Source organism: Aeromonas sp. SrichE-2G (genome assembly GCF_017939565.1).
Classification (GTDB): domain Bacteria; phylum Pseudomonadota; class Gammaproteobacteria; order Enterobacterales; family Aeromonadaceae; genus Aeromonas; species Aeromonas taiwanensis.
The window spans coordinates 330,601-346,409 of record NZ_JAGKRG010000053.1 but is presented as its reverse complement, the minus strand read 5'-3'; the positions used below and the strand labels follow the sequence as shown (position 1 = coordinate 346,409).

General features: G+C 62.0%; 17 protein-coding genes. 12 read left to right on the top strand and 5 right to left on the bottom strand.

Going from position 1 to position 15,809, the window contains the following annotated elements; all coding sequences use genetic code 11:
- Positions 1-130: 130 nt before the first annotated feature.
- Positions 131-937 carry a siderophore-interacting protein gene (locus J9885_RS18005; protein ID WP_210550268.1) on the top strand — a complete coding sequence of 269 codons (807 nt, stop codon included), beginning with the start codon at positions 131-133 and terminating at the stop codon, positions 935-937.
- 246 nt (positions 938-1,183) lie between these two features.
- The gene (locus J9885_RS18000) at positions 1,184-2,290 is read left to right on the top strand and encodes a 3-deoxy-7-phosphoheptulonate synthase (RefSeq protein WP_210550267.1); all 1,107 of its coding nucleotides are present in this window, start codon (positions 1,184-1,186) and stop codon (positions 2,288-2,290) included.
- A 452-nt stretch (positions 2,291-2,742) separates the two neighbouring features.
- On the opposite strand, the gene J9885_RS17995 is transcribed toward J9885_RS18000, so the two are convergent.
- Both J9885_RS17995 and dsdC read right to left on the bottom strand, forming a co-directional pair.
- Complete coding sequence (locus J9885_RS17995) at positions 2,743-3,150, bottom strand: H-NS family nucleoid-associated regulatory protein (RefSeq protein ID WP_043759138.1); 408 nt, start codon at positions 3,148-3,150, stop codon at positions 2,743-2,745.
- Positions 3,151-3,519: 369 nt separating this feature from the next.
- Positions 3,520-4,464, bottom strand: a complete 945-nt coding sequence (gene dsdC, locus J9885_RS17990) for a DNA-binding transcriptional regulator DsdC (protein WP_210550266.1) — start codon at positions 4,462-4,464, stop codon at positions 3,520-3,522.
- A 215-nt stretch (positions 4,465-4,679) separates the two neighbouring features.
- On the opposite strand from dsdC, the gene dsdA reads away from it, so the two are divergent.
- A complete protein-coding gene (gene dsdA, locus J9885_RS17985) occupies positions 4,680-6,011 on the top strand; it encodes a D-serine ammonia-lyase (protein ID WP_210550454.1) in 1,332 nt (443 codons plus the stop codon).
- A 342-nt stretch (positions 6,012-6,353) separates the two neighbouring features.
- Complete coding sequence (locus J9885_RS17980) at positions 6,354-6,530, top strand: hypothetical protein (RefSeq protein WP_210550265.1); 177 nt, start codon at positions 6,354-6,356, stop codon at positions 6,528-6,530.
- A gap of 66 nt (positions 6,531-6,596) precedes the next feature.
- Here the strand turns inward: J9885_RS17980 and icd are convergent, their stop codons facing one another.
- Positions 6,597-7,850 (bottom strand): NADP-dependent isocitrate dehydrogenase, encoded by a 1,254-nt coding sequence (gene icd, locus J9885_RS17975; protein ID WP_042075114.1) that lies wholly within the window; start codon positions 7,848-7,850, stop codon positions 6,597-6,599.
- 518 nt (positions 7,851-8,368) lie between these two features.
- Positions 8,369-8,518 (bottom strand): hypothetical protein, encoded by a 150-nt coding sequence (locus tag J9885_RS17970; protein ID WP_081843654.1) that lies wholly within the window; start codon positions 8,516-8,518, stop codon positions 8,369-8,371.
- A 437-nt stretch (positions 8,519-8,955) separates the two neighbouring features.
- Between J9885_RS17970 and J9885_RS17965 the strand changes: the two genes are divergently transcribed.
- Complete coding sequence (locus J9885_RS17965; RefSeq protein ID WP_210550264.1) at positions 8,956-9,243, top strand: hypothetical protein; 288 nt, start codon at positions 8,956-8,958, stop codon at positions 9,241-9,243.
- A gap of 38 nt (positions 9,244-9,281) precedes the next feature.
- Positions 9,282-9,572, top strand: coding sequence for a hypothetical protein (locus J9885_RS17960; protein WP_210550263.1), 291 nt, complete (start codon positions 9,282-9,284; stop codon positions 9,570-9,572).
- Positions 9,573-9,668: 96 nt separating this feature from the next.
- Here J9885_RS17960 and J9885_RS17955 read toward each other — a convergent pair whose 3' ends face one another.
- Complete coding sequence (locus J9885_RS17955; protein WP_210550262.1) at positions 9,669-10,913, bottom strand: NADH:flavin oxidoreductase/NADH oxidase family protein; 1,245 nt, start codon at positions 10,911-10,913, stop codon at positions 9,669-9,671.
- Between the two features lie 212 nt (positions 10,914-11,125).
- Between J9885_RS17955 and J9885_RS17950 the strand changes: the two genes are divergently transcribed.
- The 6 genes from J9885_RS17950 (at position 11,126) to J9885_RS17925 (ending at position 15,735) form a co-directional block, all read left to right on the top strand.
- Positions 11,126-11,596, top strand: coding sequence for a MerR family transcriptional regulator (locus J9885_RS17950; RefSeq protein ID WP_210550261.1), 471 nt, complete (start codon positions 11,126-11,128; stop codon positions 11,594-11,596).
- Between the two features lie 100 nt (positions 11,597-11,696).
- The gene (locus tag J9885_RS17945) at positions 11,697-11,975 is read left to right on the top strand and encodes a hypothetical protein (protein WP_210550260.1); all 279 of its coding nucleotides are present in this window, start codon (positions 11,697-11,699) and stop codon (positions 11,973-11,975) included.
- A gap of 43 nt (positions 11,976-12,018) precedes the next feature.
- Positions 12,019-12,522 carry a GNAT family N-acetyltransferase gene (locus J9885_RS17940; protein WP_210550453.1) on the top strand — a complete coding sequence of 168 codons (504 nt, stop codon included), beginning with the start codon at positions 12,019-12,021 and terminating at the stop codon, positions 12,520-12,522.
- A gap of 246 nt (positions 12,523-12,768) precedes the next feature.
- Positions 12,769-13,335, top strand: a complete 567-nt coding sequence (locus J9885_RS17935; RefSeq protein WP_210550259.1) for a TetR/AcrR family transcriptional regulator — start codon at positions 12,769-12,771, stop codon at positions 13,333-13,335.
- A gap of 173 nt (positions 13,336-13,508) precedes the next feature.
- On the top strand, positions 13,509-14,555 hold the full coding sequence (locus J9885_RS17930; protein WP_210550258.1) for an NADP-dependent oxidoreductase: 1,047 nt from the start codon (positions 13,509-13,511) through the stop codon (positions 14,553-14,555).
- A gap of 247 nt (positions 14,556-14,802) precedes the next feature.
- On the top strand, positions 14,803-15,735 hold the full coding sequence (locus tag J9885_RS17925) for a pseudouridine synthase (protein WP_210550257.1): 933 nt from the start codon (positions 14,803-14,805) through the stop codon (positions 15,733-15,735).
- Positions 15,736-15,809: the final 74 nt, after the last annotated feature.

The following is a 15,809-nucleotide window of genomic DNA, read 5'->3' as shown; positions in this document are numbered from 1 at the left end:
CCAACCCAGTCCCCCCCAGAAAGGGAGCCGAAACGCTCCTTTTTTCTCGCCGGTTTCTTACCCACAAAGCAATTGATAATAATTTTCATTTGCTTGAGAATGGGCGCCCTTGCCTGTCAGGAGTACTCCTATGTCTCAGCCCGTCCCGGTCAACCGCCCCCGCCTGCTCACCGTCAAGCACGTGCACGATGTGAGCCCGAACCTGCGCCGAGTCTGCCTGACCAGCCCCGAGCTCGCGGACTATCCCTTCAGCTGCGGCGGCGCCCATGTCAAGATCATGCTGCCCCGACCGGGCCAGAGCGAGATAGTGCTGCCGACCCCGACGCCCCAGGGACCACGCTGGCTGGATCCGGCCCAGAAACCTGTCATCCGCACCTTCACCATACGCGCCTTTCGCCGCGAGGCGCTGGAGCTCGACATCGACTTCGCCCTGCACGGTGAAGCCGGCCCCGCCAGCCGCTTCGCCCTGCACGCCAGGCCCGGGGACAGGCTCGCCATCTCGGGCCCCGGTGGCCCAGACCCCATGCTGCAACCGGCCAGCCACTACTACATGGCGGGGGATCTCACCTCCCTGCCCGCCATCAGCGCCATGGCCGAGGTGATGCCGAGCGACGCCCGCGGCCATGTCGCCCTCCTGGTCCCCCATCAGGACGATGTGCAGGATCTGTCGCTGCCAGCCGGCGTCGACCTGCGCTGGTTCGTGGGCAACCCGGAGCAGGCCGCGACCCTGGTGGCGCATTTCACCGCCCAGCCCATGGTCGCCGAGGGGAGCTATTTCTGGTTCGGCGGGGAAGAGGGCCTGGTCGTGCCGCTGCGACGCCATGTCAGGCGCACCCAGGACGTCGATCGCCAGCGGGTCTATGCGGTGCCTTACTGGCGCAGTGGCAAGGATGAGGACGCCTACCACCAGGACAGGCACACCGTGATGGACAGCTGATCACTCCTGTTTCCCTTTGATTTATCAGGCCTTCTCCCGCAGGGAGCGGGCCTGTCTGCCGTCGTCATTTTCCCGTCCTCCCTCACTCTCCCCCATCTCTGGCCCACTGCCTGGTAGTGCTTGCATTTGAGACAAACACCAAGATAATGATAATCACTCTCAAATAAGGCGTTGAGGCCGCGACTCCTACCGGTCCCCAGTGCTGACGCCTTATCGGTCCCATTTGCACAGCAAGGTAATCTTCAGATGGCTGTTTTGAATTCGGTAATGCGCGCCTTCGCGGTAGAGGCGCTCCCCACTCCTGCCGAGCTGTTGGCACAGCATCCCTGCCCCGCCGAGATGGCCAGACACATCGACAACCAGCGCCACCAGGTACGTCGGATCCTGTCAGGGGAGGACGATCGCCTCCTGGTGGTGATAGGCCCCTGCTCCATCCATGATCCCGTCGCCGCCCTCGACTATGCCAGGCGACTGGCACGGCTCGCCGTCACCTATGAGGACAGCCTGCAGATAGTGATGCGTACCTATTTTGAGAAGCCTCGCACCACGGTCGGCTGGAAGGGGCTGGTGTTCGATCCTCATCTGGATGGCAGCAACGCCATCAACCAGGGTCTGCACCTGGCCCGCCAGGTGCTGCTCGACATCAACCGCCTGGGGCTGGCCACCGCCACCGAATTCCTCGATACCACCAGCTTCCTCTATCTCGCGGATCTCGTCAGCTGGGGAGCCATAGGAGCGCGCACCACCGAATCCCAGGTGCACCGGCAACTGGCTTCGGCCCTCCCCTGCCCCGTGGGCTTCAAGAACGGCACGGACGGCAATATCCGGGTGGCCATCGACGCCATCTTGGCCAGCACCGCATCCCATCTGTTCACCGCTCCCGGCAGCCAGGGCGGCATGGTGGTGATCAAGAGCGAGGGCAATCCGGATTGCCATATCATCCTGCGCGGCGGCACCCTGCCCAACTACCACCAGAGCGACGTGATGGAGGCCGCCGAGCGCCTGGGCCGTCAGGGGCTCAGCCCCCGTCTGATGATCGATTGCAGCCACGGCAACAGCCAGAAACAGCACAGGAATCAGCTCAGGGTCGCCGAGTCACTCTGCCGGCAACTGAGCGAGGGGAGCGGCGCCATCGTCGCCGTTATGGTGGAGAGTTTTCTGCAAGGGGGCAGCCAGAAGCCGGCCCCGCTGAGCGAGCTGCAATATGGCCTGTCGGTCACCGATGCCTGCCTCTGCTGGGAAGAGAGCGAGACCCTGCTCGCCATGCTGGCCGATGCGGTGCAGGCGCGCCGTCGTGCCGCCAAACCCGGTGCATTCCCCTTAAGCCAAGAAAAGCGCCAGCCCGTCACCTGAGTTATTTCTTCGCCCTGACGCCCCCGAACTGTGCCCTTCACGCGCTCATGGGGTCATATATTCCAAAGCCGGGGTGCCAAATAGAACATCAATGATCAAATAAAATAATCGCGTGATGGCCTCGAGTACGCGGATTGAAGAAATGGGAAGGGGGTGGTGAGAAGGACTCACTATCCCCTCACCTATTTCATCAGGCCTTGACCAGTCCTAATTTGTTGCGCCGCTCTGCCGGAGCAATCATCGGGCTGTATGAGTCCTGATTATCAGGCACCCAGGTTCGGGGCTCACAGGTTGGCGATGGCGCGCCCTGCTTTATTGACCCATGATGCTCATGGCTATTCCAGATGAGACTGCATAATTACAGGATCTTTTCATGGGCAATAAGATTGGCTGGATCCTGAAAATAATAATGCCGCCCCTTGGGCGGCATTATTGATATCCGGATCCGGCAATCAGATCAGGAAGTCGTTCAGATCCTTGCCCAGCGCAACCTGCTCGGCAATAGCCTTGGGCATACGGCCCTGACCGGTCCAGGTCTTCTCCTGGCCATCTTCCTGATACTTGTATTTAGCAGGACGCGGGGCGCGCTTGCTCTTGGTCGCGCCCGCCGCTGCCGGTGCAGCCACGCTGCCGATCAGCTCGCGCGGATCGATGCCAGCCTGTTGCAGCATCTCGGTAAATTCGGTCAGTTTGCGCTGGCGCTCTTCCTGTTCGGCGCGCTCCTGTTCTACGGATTCGGCACGCTCGTTATATACCAGATCAAACTTCTCTTTTGCTTCTTGCAGTTGCTCAAACGGCAGTTCACGAATGGCAGCGCGCAAGCTACGAATGTTCAGCAGAACCTTCAGAAACTCGTTCATTACTTCCTCACAGAATTATTTTTGTATGTCACAGGGATAACACATTTTGAGAATAGCATGCCGACTCGATAACAACATAATGTTTTTCTGGCTGTAAGTGGATTCCAGAACCTTTATGGGCATTATTCACAATGGTTAATTTCATCCCCTCGCACTTATTGGAAAGAGGCGGCTGCCTTTATTTCTTTTCATACGGGTCAATCCAGCCGGATTCCCCATCCCATTAGCGGGGGAGCCCGCCACGCGGCACCTTGATCAATCCCTTTCATTTCCTCCATGGGGCCAGCCAGGTTCTGCGCAAATATTGCGCTTATCGTCATGGCCCGGGAGGCAATAAGCCATCTCCATAACGGTCGAACCTGGTCTGGTTCAACTCGCCGCATCCACCTGACCTTTTATCCAGGCGATAAAGGCCTGGATCTTGGGACACTGACGATTGGGGAGGGTTGCCAGATAATAACGCTGTTCACAACGCACTTCCTTGCCCGGAAACGGCGCCACCAGCTCACCCCGTGCCAGCCGCTGGCTCACCAGATGCTTGCGACCCATGGCGACCCCGGCGTGGTTCAGGGCGGCGATGATGGCAAGATCGGATCGATCGAACCCCATACTCATCTGGCGGCCCTCTAGGGAAACCCCTGACTGGCGAGCCCAGCTCTGCCATTCGTCGCTGTCGGAGTCATACCCCCAGGCCTGCCTGTCGTGCAGCAGGCGACAGTGTTGCAGCTGGTCCGGGTTATCCAGCAATTGATGGTACTCGGCATACGCCGGGCTGCACACCGGCACCATGTATTCGTCCATCAGGGGGTGGATGGCGAGCCGCTCCGGCACCTTGTCGTCGAAATAGAGAGTCAGATCGATGCCATAGCCGTGCAGGTTGATGTTCTCGTTGCCAGTCATAAGGTTGAGTTCGATCTGGGGATGCAGGCGGGAAAAGTCGGCGAGCCTGGGCACCAGCCAGCACTGGGCGATGGAAGGACGCGAATAGACGGTCAAGACACCCGACAGCTCCTGGTGCTTGATCTCCAGGATCTCCTGGTTGATGAACTCCAGCGAGGACTTGAGCGCCCAGAAGACCCGCTCCCCCTCTGCCGTCAGCGCAACCCTGCGGTGAAAACGTTGGAACAGCTTGAAACCGAGTTCCGCCTCCAGGGCGCTGATCCTGTGGCTCACCGCGCTCGGACTCAAGGAAAGCTCGTCCGCCGCTAGGGCGAAGGAGCTGTGGCGGGCCGCCGCCTCGAAGGTGTGCAACTTGGAAAGCTGGTAACCGCTCAGCAACTTGCTCCGCACGGCGTAGTGTTCATCCCTCTGCATGGTCCCTCTCCCCTGCTGGTAGTCGCCCGATGATACCAGATGGCAGAACGTTGCATTCACCTGACTCATCCAACCCCCCAACTGCTCGATGACAAGCAGGACGATGGCCACCTTGCATCAATCAGGCTCATCCAAGGGCCGTTTTCTATCATTTGTCAGCCCGGCCCAGGTGCCGTTCAATGGATGTCTTCATATCTCATACCCTCGAGGTCATCGTGACGCACATCGACATGGCCGGGCTCATTGCCCGCTTCCCCCTGCTTGAGAAACTGGTGGCCCTCGAGCCCGTCACCTGGTTCAACCCCAAGGCCAGTACCCTGGCGGTCGGGCTCCCTTGTGTGGGGCTTGATCAGCACGATGTCGCGGATGCCTCCGCCCGTCTCACCCGCTTCGCCCCCTATCTGTGCGAAGCCTTCCCCGAGACCCGCGTCAATCACGGCATCCTCGAGTCCGAGATCACCACCATCCCGGCCATGCAGGCGACCCTCAACCAACGTTACGGGGTCGAGGTAACCGGTCGGCTACTGCTCAAAAAAGACAGCCACCTGCCCATCTCCGGCTCCATCAAGGCCCGCGGCGGCATCTACGAGGTGCTGACCCACGCCGAGCAACTGGCCATGGCGGCGGGCCTTCTGCAGGCAGGGGATGACTACCGCACGCTCTTCTGCGACGAGTTCCGCCAGTTCTTCGGCCAGTACAGCATTGCAGTGGGTTCGACCGGCAACCTCGGCCTCTCCATCGGCATCATGAGCGCCAAACTCGGCTTCACCGTCACCGTCCACATGTCCGCCGATGCGCGGGAGTGGAAGAAGCGCAAACTGCGCGAGCACGGGGTCATAGTGGTGGAGTACGCCGAAGATTATGGCGTCGCGGTGGAGCAGGGTCGCAAGGAGGCCGAGCGCGATCCCAATTGCTTCTTCATCGACGACGAAAACTCCCGCACCCTGTTCCTCGGCTATTCGGTGGCCGGTGAGCGGGTGAAAAAGCAGTTCGACGAGATGGGCATCCGGGTGGATACCGAGCACCCGCTGTTCGTCTACCTGCCCTGCGGCGTGGGTGGTGGCCCGGGCGGGGTGGCCTTTGGCCTCAAGCTCGCGTTTGGGGATAACGTGCACTGCTTCTTCGCCGAACCAACCCACTCCCCCTGCATGCTGCTCGGGGTCCACACCGGGCTGCACGACAAGGTATCTGTGCAGGATCTGGGCATCGACAACCTCACCGCCGCAGACGGCCTGGCGGTGGGGCGCGCCTCCGGCTTCGTCGGCCGAGCCATGGAGCGACTGCTGGATGGTTTCTACACCCTGAGCGATCAGGAGATGTACGACCTGCTGGGGCTCTTGGCCCGGGACGAGCAGATCCGGCTCGAGCCTTCCGCCCTGGCCGGCATGGCGGGCCCCTGGCGGCTGGCGGCTGGTCGCGCATGGTTGGAAGCCCAAGGGCTGGATAAGGCCAAGATGGCCCGGGCGACTCACCTGGTGTGGGCCACCGGCGGCGGCATGGTGCCCGCCGAGGAGATGGAGAAATACCTCGGCAGTGCCCGTCTCTGATCTTTTTTTCACCCGAAAGGCCCGCCATGATGGCGGGTTTTTCTTTAACAAGATCAGCAAGATGGTTCACTTTGCATCTTACCCAGGAACATAGATGGCCAGACTGCTGGATGCCTTATTTTGCCTTGCACGCCCCCAGGCTGGTTAAAATGTGATACGATGGAGACCGTTTTTTGACACCTGCCCCCCGTTGACCCCTCGCATCGACTGGATAGCAATCGGAATCAATGAGGGCCGCGAGCAGCGGCGCAGGCAAACTTGTGACCCGGTCGGGCCGATTCTGGCGGGCTATCCACGCCGGCGGGCAGGCATCCGGGCCACCCAAGATAAGGAGATCGGGCTATGAAACAATACCAAAGCTGGCTGGGACAATATCTGATGAGCCGTCGCGACGGGGATCACGCCATGGCATCCGAACTGGCAAGCTCCATCTGCGAATTCTGGCAGGCAGAGGGGAACGAAGCCGAGTTCAGCAAATGGCAGCAGATCTATGAGCAGCACGTGGAGAAGACCACCTGATGCTCCCGCTCCTCCCATAAAAAAACCGGCGCCCATGGCGCCGGTTTTGCATTTCAACGACCAGGATTACATCTGGTCGATCATGTCCTGGGCGAACTGGGAGCAGGAGCGCAGGGTGGCGCCTTCCATCAGTCGCTCGAAGTCATAGGTGACGGTCTTGTTGGCGATGGCCGCTTCCATCCCCTTGACGATGAGGTCGGCCGCCTCGGTCCAGCCCAGGTGGCGCAGCATCATCTCGGCGGAGAGGATCAGCGAGCCCGGGTTCACCTTGTCCTGACCGGCGTATTTCGGCGCGGTGCCGTGGGTCGCCTCGAACAGGGCCACACCGTCACCGATGTTGGCACCCGGTGCGATGCCGATGCCGCCGACCTGGGCCGCCAGGGCGTCAGAGATGTAGTCACCGTTGAGGTTCATACAGGCGATGACGTCATACTCGGCCGGACGCAGCAGGATCTGTTGCAGGAAGGCATCGGCGATGACGTCCTTGACGACGATGGTCTTGCCGGTCTTCGGGTTCTTGAAGGAGCACCATGGGCCGCCGTCGATCAGCTGGGCATCGTACTCTTTCTGGGCCAGGGCGTAGCCCCAATCCTTGAAGGCACCCTCGGTGAACTTCATGATGTTGCCCTTGTGTACCAGGGTCACGGAGTCGCGATCGTTGTCGATGGCGTACTCGATGGCGGCACGGACCAGACGCTCGGTACCGGCCTTGGACATGGGCTTGATGCCGATGCCGCAGGACTCGGGGAAGCGGATCTTCTTCACGCCCATCTCGTTTTGCAGGAAGGCGATCACCTTCTTGGCTTCATCGCTGTCGGCTTTCCACTCGATGCCGGCGTAGATGTCTTCGGCGTTCTCGCGGAAGATCACCATGTCAGTCAGCTCGGGGTGCTTGACCGGGCTCGGAGTGCCTTCGTAGTAGCGTACCGGACGCAGGCAGACGTAGAGATCCAGCTCCTGGCGCAGAGCCACGTTGAGAGAGCGAATACCGCCGCCGACCGGAGTGGTCAGGGGGCCCTTGATGGCCACGCAGTATTCACGAATGAAATCCAGGGTTTCGGCCGGCAGCCAGGCACCTTCGCCATAGACGTGAGTCGATTTCTCGCCGGTATAGATCTCCATCCAGGCGATCTTGCGCTCGCCTTTGTAGGCTTTCTCGACCGCGGCATTGACCACATTCAACATGGCCGGGGTCACGTCCACGCCGATACCATCCCCTTCGATAAACGGAATGATGGGATTGTGGGGAACCTGCAGCTTGCCGTTGGCATCGACTGTGATTTTCTGGCCCTGGGTCGGGATAACTACTTTGCTTTCCATCGGCATCTCCTAACTTCCGTTTGTTATCAATCTGATCGTTGCGCGCGGCCATCTTAAGCCCATCCATTTGCATAATCAAATGGCGGGCGTGCATGTCCGACCATAGTCGGGGATTGGATCACAGTACGCCCTGGGGAAGGGGAATCGTCACCGCAATGCCGCCTGGGCACGGGCATCAAGGCGCACCGACATCAGGATGCCAGGATCTCTCCCTGCCCCGGGGCTCACAGAGCACCCCACACCAAAAGAGATCCATAAAGATCCGCAACGTGAAAAACCGGCCAACAAAGTTCACATCGCTGTAACCACGGCGATGCGCCACTTCCCTTGAGCGAGAACGGTATTGTATGAACATGAACTTGATCCATACGGGCCAGCGCAGCGAAACAATGGGCCCCCCCACCAGGCGACGCACCTGCCGGAGACCCTGGCAATCCCCCAGAAAAAAACCACCGCCCCGATGCAGGGCGGTGGTTTTTATTATTTGCTCAACCGATGGCCATCATGGCCGTCGGGGGCTAGTGTTCTGCCACTTCCGGCTGGGGAACCTCGGTACGTTCCCGCTGCAGTTCATCGACCCTGGCTTGCCATTTGTCCTGGGCCTGCTTTTGCCCTTGGGATTCGAACTCCTGGCGCATGTTGTCGATATTTTGGTCAAGTTTATCCATCAGGATGTCTCCTTACATCTCGGGTTACACACTGGCTGACGGCACTGTTGGCCAACCTGCTCACCCGATTGGACACCAGTTTTTCCTGGATTGTCCACCAAAATAAGCGATTGATTATGCAAAACCCAATCTAAAAAACAATTTAAAGACCCTTTTAAGCCCTTTATTTCGGCTCATTAAAACCTCATGAAATGGAATCATTTTCGTTATTTATCAAATATTTGAAATCTTATGGTGTAACTATTGATTTACCTTCGCCGGCAAAAAGATGCTATGCACATATTTTTCTCTCGCGCCCCCTCCTGGCCGGAGCAAACACGACCCATTCGGGGATACCTTCCATCCTCTTCACTCCGATAAGATGCCGGGGCAAGGCGCCCGATGACCTCCGCTTCCGGCAGCCTCGACTCATCCCCGACGATGGAGCAGCTTTCCTCATGGATCTGACCGACACACTGCTTACCCTGGCGGGCCTCATCACCGCCGGCCTTATCCTGCGCAACCGGGCCCTCGGTCAACCCGACTGGGAGGCGCTGCCCACCCTGCCGGAATACCTCGCACGCCACCCCGACTGCATCACGGGGGATGCCGAGAATGCCCGCTGTCACGCCTGCGGCTCCGACAAGGTGGTGTTCCATCCCCTGACCGGCGTCGGCGATTACCGCCTGCGCCACACCTGCCTTGCCTGCGGCAAGATACTGTTTCGAAGCCGCACCATTCTCTAAACAAGGAACCTAGACCCCGTTCATCACGAAGCCACCATATGGACCTCTTCTGGTTATTCGGCCTGCTCGCCCTCGCGGCCAGCCTCTGTGCCATGCGCTTCTGGGACAGGCGCCACGCTCAGCCCGACTGGCAACGCCTGCCCACTCGCGCCGAGTACCTGAGCAACTACCCCGAGTGCGCCACGGGCGATGAACTGGGTGCCCGCTGCTGCGCCTGCGGCTCCGACAAGGTGCTGGGCCACCCGCAGACCGGCTGGTTTGATCACCGCTTTCGCCATACCTGTATTGCCTGTGGCAAGGTGCTCTATCGTACCGAAGAGCCGGTCTAGACCACCGGCACGGCTATTCAGCCCGGCATAAAACCACTCTTGCACGGGCGGCTATTGCTATCTGGCATGCAGCTCTCGTTACCCAGCCCCTAACGATCAAGACGCTCGTCCGCGGATCCAGCGCCGATAGCGGGCGTTGCCTAGCAGGGTCTGCCACTGCTGGCAGGCCAGCGCCAGGGCGGGCGCCACCTCGGGGTTGCTGGCCTTGCCCCGGCCCAGGCGGCGCAACTGGTATTTCACCATCGCCATATAGCCCACCGAGGCCAGTACCTTGTTGCGCCAGGGGATGGGCCTGAGCTGGGCACTACTCTCCTGCTCACGGCGCCATCTGGCGGGTAGATCCGGGTCGATGGCGAGCGCAGTGGCCATGCCGGCAACCGCCACCCCGCTACCGAGCACCTGCTCCACCACCGGATAACGACGGATTCCCCCCGTCACCATCACGGGCATACGGGCAACGGAGACGATCTCCCGAGCGAACTCCAGAAAATAAGCCTCTCTCGCCAGGGTGCGACCATCGCGGGCCTGGCCGTGCATGGCGGGCGCCTCGTAACTGCCGCCGGAGAGCTCCACCAGATCCACCCCGAGGGGGTTAAGCATCTCCACCACCGCCTTCGCTTCGTCGGCGCTTAAGCCGCCGCGCTGAAAGTCGGCGGAGTTGAGCTTGACCGACACCGCGAAGCGCTCCCCCACCTGCTGGCGGATCCCCTGCACTATCTCCAGCAGCAGGCGGGCGCGGTTCTCAAGGCTGCCGCCCCAGCGATCGCGGCGCAAATTGGTGAGCGGCGAGAGAAACTGGCTCAGCAAATAACCGTGGGCGGCGTGGATCTGCACTCCGTCAAAACCCAGATCCTGTGACAGCCGCGCCGTATTGATAAAGCGCGCCTTCACCTCTGCAATGTCGGTCTCGCTCATGGCTCTGGGCGGGGAAAACTGCCTGGAGAAACTGCCGAGCGCCATGGGCACGGCGGACGGGGCCAGGGTGGGCTGCCTCAGCGCCGCCGGCATCTGGCGACCGGGGTGGTTGATCTGCATCCAGATCTGGGCGCCACCGCTCTTGGCCGCATCGGCCCAGGCCCTGAAGCGCTCGCCTATCTGTGGGGAAAGGTCTGGGGAATCGAGCACCACGCCCCCCGGCCCCGTCATGGCGCGCCCGTCCACCATCACATTGCCGGTGATGATGAGGCCGGCGCCCCCCTGCGCCCAGGTACGATAGAGCTGGATCAGCGCCTTGGACGGGGCATGGTCGCAGTCGGCCATGTTCTCTTCCATGGCGGCCTTGGCGAGGCGGTTGATAAGCTGATTGCCATTGGGCAAGGTCAAGGGGATAAAGGGGGTCATGGCGCTCTCCTCTGTAGTGAGGAGCCCACCATAAGTTTAAAGCTGACTTGAAGGTCAAGTTCCTTTGTGGCGTCATGGCTGGTGCAGCCGACACCAGGTCGCGGCCAGCAACACTTGTGACCGCCGTTGACATTCAAGCCGGCTTTAACCCCAGGATGACCTGCCCCCCCGACCATCGGCGCGGGCAGTCCGCTCACCACACCGGAGGCAAGATGAAGATAGGCGACCTGGCAAGACAGACCGGCATGGCGGCGTCCGCCATCCGTTTCTACGAATCCAGAGGCCTGCTCAGCAAGGTGCGGCGGGGCGCCAACGGCTATCGCAACTACCCGCCCGAGACGGTGCAACTGCTGACCATCATCGGCCAGGCCCAGCAGGCGGGCTTCTCCCTCGACGAGATCAAGCAGCTGGTGCCGGCGGACATCAGTACCTGGCAACACGTCCCGCTACTGGCGGCGCTCAAGGCCAAGGTGAGCGACATTGAGGCGCTGGAGGCGCGCCTTGCCCACAACAAGCAGCAGTTGCAGACCCTTATCCAGCTGGTGGCGTCCAAGCCCGACGACATGCCGTGCGAGGAGAACGCCGCCCGGGCCCTGGCCAGCATGGGCATCATGCCCTCAGATAGCTCACGGGAAGGGGCACCACCCTCCCCTGGCCGCTCCGCCTCGCGCCGCAAGGGATGATCCCGCTTGCAAGCGGGATCATCCCTCAACCTGGGGGATTGAGAGCCAAGTGAAGAAGACTATGATGGGCGCCGCACCATCCAGAACGGAAGCCGACGTCATGGCAGCCACAGAGTCCAAAGAGAGAGAGCTGGCCGAGCCGCCAAGCGAGATCCATCCCTGCGACCAATGCGGGGAGCGCACCCGCCATATCGTGGTGCTGGTGGCGCGCGATCACAGCCAGGACATCCTGCCCAAGGATCCGTACAAGGCCTTCTGGCAGGCCTTTCGCGCCAGCCTCCTGACCAACGCGGTATTTGGCCAGACCCTGGCCTATCAGGCTACCCATGTGCGCCACCTTATCTGCGAGCGCTGCGGCGAGACATTTCTCGAGTATTGAGGGGCGCCCCTGCGTGTCATCAAGAGAACAGGATGAAATGAAGATGGAGTTCCTCGAGATGGAGACCGGCCAACTGCCGATGGCGCTGCTGCTGGAGGCGGACCCCGCCGAGCGGCGCATCGCCGCCTATCTGCCCGGCGCCTGGGGTTTTGCCGCCCTGGAGGGCGAGCTGGTGGTGGGCGCCTGCGTGGCCGGCCAGGTGGGGGAGCAAACAGCCGAGATCTTCAATATCGCCGTGGCCCCCGACCGACAGCAACAAGGCATAGGATCCGGCCTGCTGGACTTCGTGCTGACCAGCCTGGCCGAGAAGGGCGTGCGCCGCGTCGAGCTTGGCACCGGCAGCTTCGGCCATCAGCTCACCTACTACCAGCGCCACGGCTTTCGCGTCGAGGCCGTCGTGAAAGATCACTTCCTGACCCACTACCCCGAGCCCCTGATGGAGCACGGCATCCGGCACAAGGACATGCTACGCCTCTCCCTGGAGCTGACCCCGACGCACGCTGACTCTAGCGGCCTGTCCCCCCAGACCGACGTTGCCCCCTCCTGACAGCCATCGGCAGCCGATGGATTGCGGCCCGCTGACCGGTTGCCTGCGTCTAGCCGCCTGACCAGGACCTCCTTCGATGGGAACGAACCTTCGGGGCGGTCCCCGGGCTTGGCAAGAAAAGATCCTGGCGCCCTCTTCCGGTGACCGTAAAAAGAACCCAAGCCCGAACAAGGGGTTAGCCCCGCGCACTCCGTGCGGGGCAAACCTTCTCTAGACGACCGGTCTAGTAAGCTCTACCATGCCTCCATGACCGACAGATACCAAGACACGCGCCAGCATCTGCTCGACACTGGCCGCACCATACTCACCTCCCACGGCTTCAGCGCCATGGGACTGAGCTTTCTGCTGCAAGAGGCCGGCGTGCCCAAGGGCTCCTTCTACCACTACTTCAAGTCGAAGGAGCAGTTTGGCGAAGCCCTGCTCAGCCACTACATCGACACCTACCTGGTGGAGATGGAGGCGCTGCTGGCAGGCCAGGACATGCCGGGGCGGGAACGCCTGCTGCGCTACTTCGCCCACTGGCAAGGGAACTGCTGCGACTGCCTCGTCGTCAAGCTGAGCGCCGAGGTGGCGGATCTCTCCGACACCATGCGCCTCATCCTGAAAACCGGCACAGACAGGGTGGTGCGGCGCCTCGCACAGGCCATCGAGGAGGCCATCGCCGATGGCAGCCTGGGCCACAGAGCGACCCAGCCGCTGGCGACCAACCTCTACCAGCTCTGGCTGGGGGCGGCCCTGCTTGGCAAACTGGATCGAGAGGGGCAACAGCTGGCGCACGCCTACACCCTGACGTGCCAGCTGCTGGCACCCTGAACAACAGGCCCGATGTCATGTCGGGCTTTTTTGGCCACCACAACTAGACGACCGGTCTAGTTGAATACCCGGCGAGGTGCCCCCCCAGTGAGTGAGGCGCCTCAAATACTCTCGCCACTGCTGGCCGACTGACCGCGCAGTGGCAATGACACCCAGTGACAAGAGGAAATACCATGACCCAGAGCCGGACCGAAAACCGCCAGATGACCCTGGCGGCCCGTCCCGTCGGTACCCCGGGTGCCGAACACTTCACCCTCAAGACCACCCCAGTCCCGAGCATCGTCGAGGGGCAACTGCTGCTCAGGACCGTCTACCTGAGCCTCGACCCCTATATGCGCGGTCGCATGAGCGATGCCGACTCCTACGCCGACCCCGTGGCCCTGGGTGGCGTCATGGTGGGTGGCACCATCAACCGGGTCGTCGCCTCCCGCCACCCCGACTACCGGGAAGGGGACTGGGTGCTGAGCTACGGGGTGGGCTGGCAGGATTACGGCGTCTCAGACGGCAGCTTCCTGTTCAAGCTGGATCCCGCTCAGGCTCCCGTCAGCCACGCCCTCGGGGTGCTCGGCATGCCGGGCTTCACCGCCTTCATGGGGCTGATGGATATCGGCCAGCCCAAGGCCGGTGAGACCCTGGTGGTCGCCGCCGCCACGGGCCCGGTCGGCGCCACCGTCGCCCAGATCGGCAAGATCATGGGTTGCCGCGTCGTCGCCATCGCAGGCTCCGACGAGAAGTGTCGGGTGGCCCGCGAGGAGCTCGGCGCAGACGTTGCACTGAACCACAAGGCGAGCGACTTCGAGCAGCAGCTCGCCGCCGCCTGCCCGGACGGCATCGACATCTATTTCGAGAACGTCGGTGGCCGGGTGCTCAAGGCCGTGCTGCCCCTGCTCAATGCCAAGGCCCGTATCCCTTTGTGCGGCACCGTCTCCAACTACAACGCCAGCGCACTGCCCCAGGGACCCGATCATCTGGACTGGGCCTGGTCCACCATACTGACCAAGCGGGCCACCGTGAAAGGCTTCATCATCTTCGACGACTACGGCCATCGTTATGGCGAGTTCGCAGAACAGATGGGCCAGTGGGTAAGTGAGGGCAAGATCCACTATCTGGAGCAGATCGTGGACGGTCTTGAGAACGCCCCCGAGGCGCTCAAGGGGCTGCTGGAGGGCAAGAACTTCGGCAAGCTGGTCATTCGCGTCGGAGAAGACGAGCTGGCCTGAGCCTGACGGCCCTCTTGTGACGGCAGCGGGAGCCAGCCCCATCGGCACTCCCGCTGCCGGGGCCATCATCCGGATGGCTTGTCCCCTGGTGTGACCAACTCCCACACCAGGGATATTTGGCACTTTCGAGTCGCCGGATTGGCGGCCTTTCCCAGCCCTTCTCCCGGGGGCCCCTCTCCCGCCTCATTCAACCCTGCATCCCGTCGACTGCGCCCTGTGGTACACTCCGGCATCCCCTGCTTTTGGTATGCACGCGATGAAATCAGCCCGCCCCCGACTCTCCCTCTCTTCTCGTCCCGATGCCGACACCACGGCCAGACGTGCCGCCACGCCGCACCAGGCCCAGCGCAGGGATGAACCGCGCACAGCCAGAGAGCAGGAGCGCAAACCGGCACCGGCGCCTGTCGATCGCAAGCTGCTGCTCCTGAACAAGCCCTACATGGTGCTCTGTCAGTTCACCGACGAGGCGGGTCGCGAGACACTCAAGGATTACATCACCGAACCCGGCATCTATGCCGCAGGCCGGCTAGACCGTGACAGCGAGGGGCTCTTGCTGCTCACCAACGACGGCAAATTGCAGGCGCGACTCACCCAGCCGGGGGAGAAGACCCCCAAGACCTACTGGGTGCAAGTGGAAGGCGTGCCGAGCGAGGAGAAACTGACCGCCCTGCGCGCCGGAGTGGAGCTCAACGACGGCATGACCCTGCCCGCCGGGGCGCGCATCATGGATGAACCCGCGGTGTGGCCGCGCAATCCGCCCATTCGCGAGCGCAGGGAGATCCCCACCTGCTGGCTGGAGATAAAAATTGTGGAGGGGCGCAACCGCCAGGTGCGGCGGATGACCGCCCATATCGGCCACCCCACATTGCGCCTAATCCGCTACGCCATCGGGGAGTGGACCCTCGATGGTCTGGCGCCGGGGGAGAGCCGCGCCCTGCCCGCTCCCGAGCTGGCGCCGGCCCCGCGGCAATCTGCTGCGCACGGCAAGCCGCGCGCATCCGCCAAGCAGCAAGGCGCCGGCAGCAACAGCCTACCGCGAGCGGCCCGGTCGAGCCGTAACGTCCAACACCAGGAGCAACGCCAAGGGCGGGGCAGCAGTGAAGCGGGTCCGCGCCCGGCCAATCGCAGCGGCGGGCGCGGCACCGCGCGCCGACCGGCTCGCACCAAACCCTCGGAATAACGGGCAGTCATGGCCTGGCAATCGTGCAGTAAATAACGCAGCTGAATCGAGCGCCCCACACAGGCCGGGCACAA